The organism is Gammaproteobacteria bacterium, assembly GCA_003696665.1.
Classification (GTDB): Bacteria; Pseudomonadota; Gammaproteobacteria; order Enterobacterales.
This window is the reverse complement of record RFGJ01000210.1, coordinates 1-1,559: the sequence shown is the minus strand read 5'-3', so window position 1 is coordinate 1,559 and position 1,559 is coordinate 1. Positions and strand designations below refer to the sequence as shown.

The following is a 1,559-nucleotide window of genomic DNA, read 5'->3' as shown; positions in this document are numbered from 1 at the left end:
CCTTTTACGACGCCGTCACCGAATTACCCAATCGAAAATTGTTCCTAGATCGATTGAAACAAGCCATATCACAGACACGTCGCGGCGCGCCGGGAATCAGCGTGTTAATGATCGATCTTGATGGCTTCAAAGCTGTCAATGACACACTTGGCCATGACGCTGGCGATGAACTATTGAAAATCATAGGCCAAAGGCTCCAAGAAGTGATTCGGGCGTCAGACACAGTGGCACGATATGGCGGAGACGAGTTTGTCATCTTGCAAACCATGGTCCATAGTCCAGAGGACGTCGCGATCTTTTGCGAAAAAATCATACGCACCGTTAGTGCCCCAGTGCGCATTCAAGAAAGAAACACCTCCGTGGCCGCCTCCATAGGCATTGCTTTTTATGATGAAAGTCATTCAGAAATTTCGCCGGAAGAGCTCTTGCGCCAAGCAGATCTCGCCATGTATGCCGCGAAGGAAAACGGTAAAAACGGCTTTTGTTTCTACGATGAAAACCTCTCCGCCACATTCACGCACCAAGTCAATTTGATCCAAAACCTTCGTCAAGCCATCGAGCATCGAGAACTCACCCTGTTTTTCCAGCCGCAAGTGGATTTGGCCAGTGGCAAGATCACAGCGCTCGAAGCGCTGGTACGTTGGGAAATCGATGGTGAGGCCATCTCGCCCAGTCATTTTATTCCGTTGGCTGAGGAAACCGGCTTGATTTTCGACCTTGATCGTCTGATTGCCGAACACGCCATTCATCAGCTTAAGCTATGGCAAGAGATGCTTCCTCACCCACCAATCGTCGCGATCAACGTATCGGCCAAAGAATTCCAAGACAATTCATTTGTCGATTTTCTCTTGGCGCTCATCAAAAAACACAACGTCGATCCGCATTTGCTTGAGTTAGAAATCACGGAGTCGATTTTTCTTGCCAACATAGAGGCTGCCGCCGAAAGCATGGGGCTGTTACACACTGCTGGTGTGCGCATTTCCATTGATGACTTCGGCACCGGCTACTCAAGCTTCCAATACCTCAAACGTCTGCCCATTGAAAAGCTGAAAATCGATATAGATTTTGTCCGTGGCCTAGCCTACTCCGTCCATGACAAGGAAATTGTGCGCAGTATTCTGGATTTGTCTGCCTCATTACGTTTCGTCACCGTCGCAGAAGGCGTTGAAACTGAAGAGCAACACAAAAGCTTGTTGGAAATGGGGTGTCAGCTTGGCCAGGGCTATCTGTTTGCCAAACCTGCTCCAGCCAATGAGGTGACATCATGGCTCACCCAAGGGGAAATCAGGTTTCCGCGTTTCACCAGTTAGCGTGAACGTAATGAACTCGCCACTGCACGACGTGTCCCATTGCTTTCCACTGGCGCCATCAACAAGCCTGACCATTTTGTTGAAACGGGATGACCTGATTCATCCCATCGTTTCTGGCAACAAGTGGCGAAAACTGTATGGCCTCACGCACCAATTACCGGAAGGTGCCAAAGTGTTCACCATGGGCGGACCGTGGTCAAACCATGCGCATGCGGTCGCCTATGTCGCGAACCTTTATCGTTGGAACCT

Annotated in this window: 2 protein-coding genes; both read left to right on the top strand. The window is 49.8% G+C overall.

Features of this window, described 5'->3' with window-relative positions:
- Nucleotides 1-1,310: EAL domain-containing protein (locus tag D6694_05995; protein ID RMH44264.1), on the top strand; the 1,310-nt coding region annotated here is incomplete at its 5' end.
- A gap of 1 nt (nt 1,311) precedes the next feature.
- Nucleotides 1,312-1,559 (top strand): 1-aminocyclopropane-1-carboxylate deaminase/D-cysteine desulfhydrase (locus D6694_05990; protein ID RMH44263.1); only part of this gene is annotated, 248 nt, incomplete at its 3' end.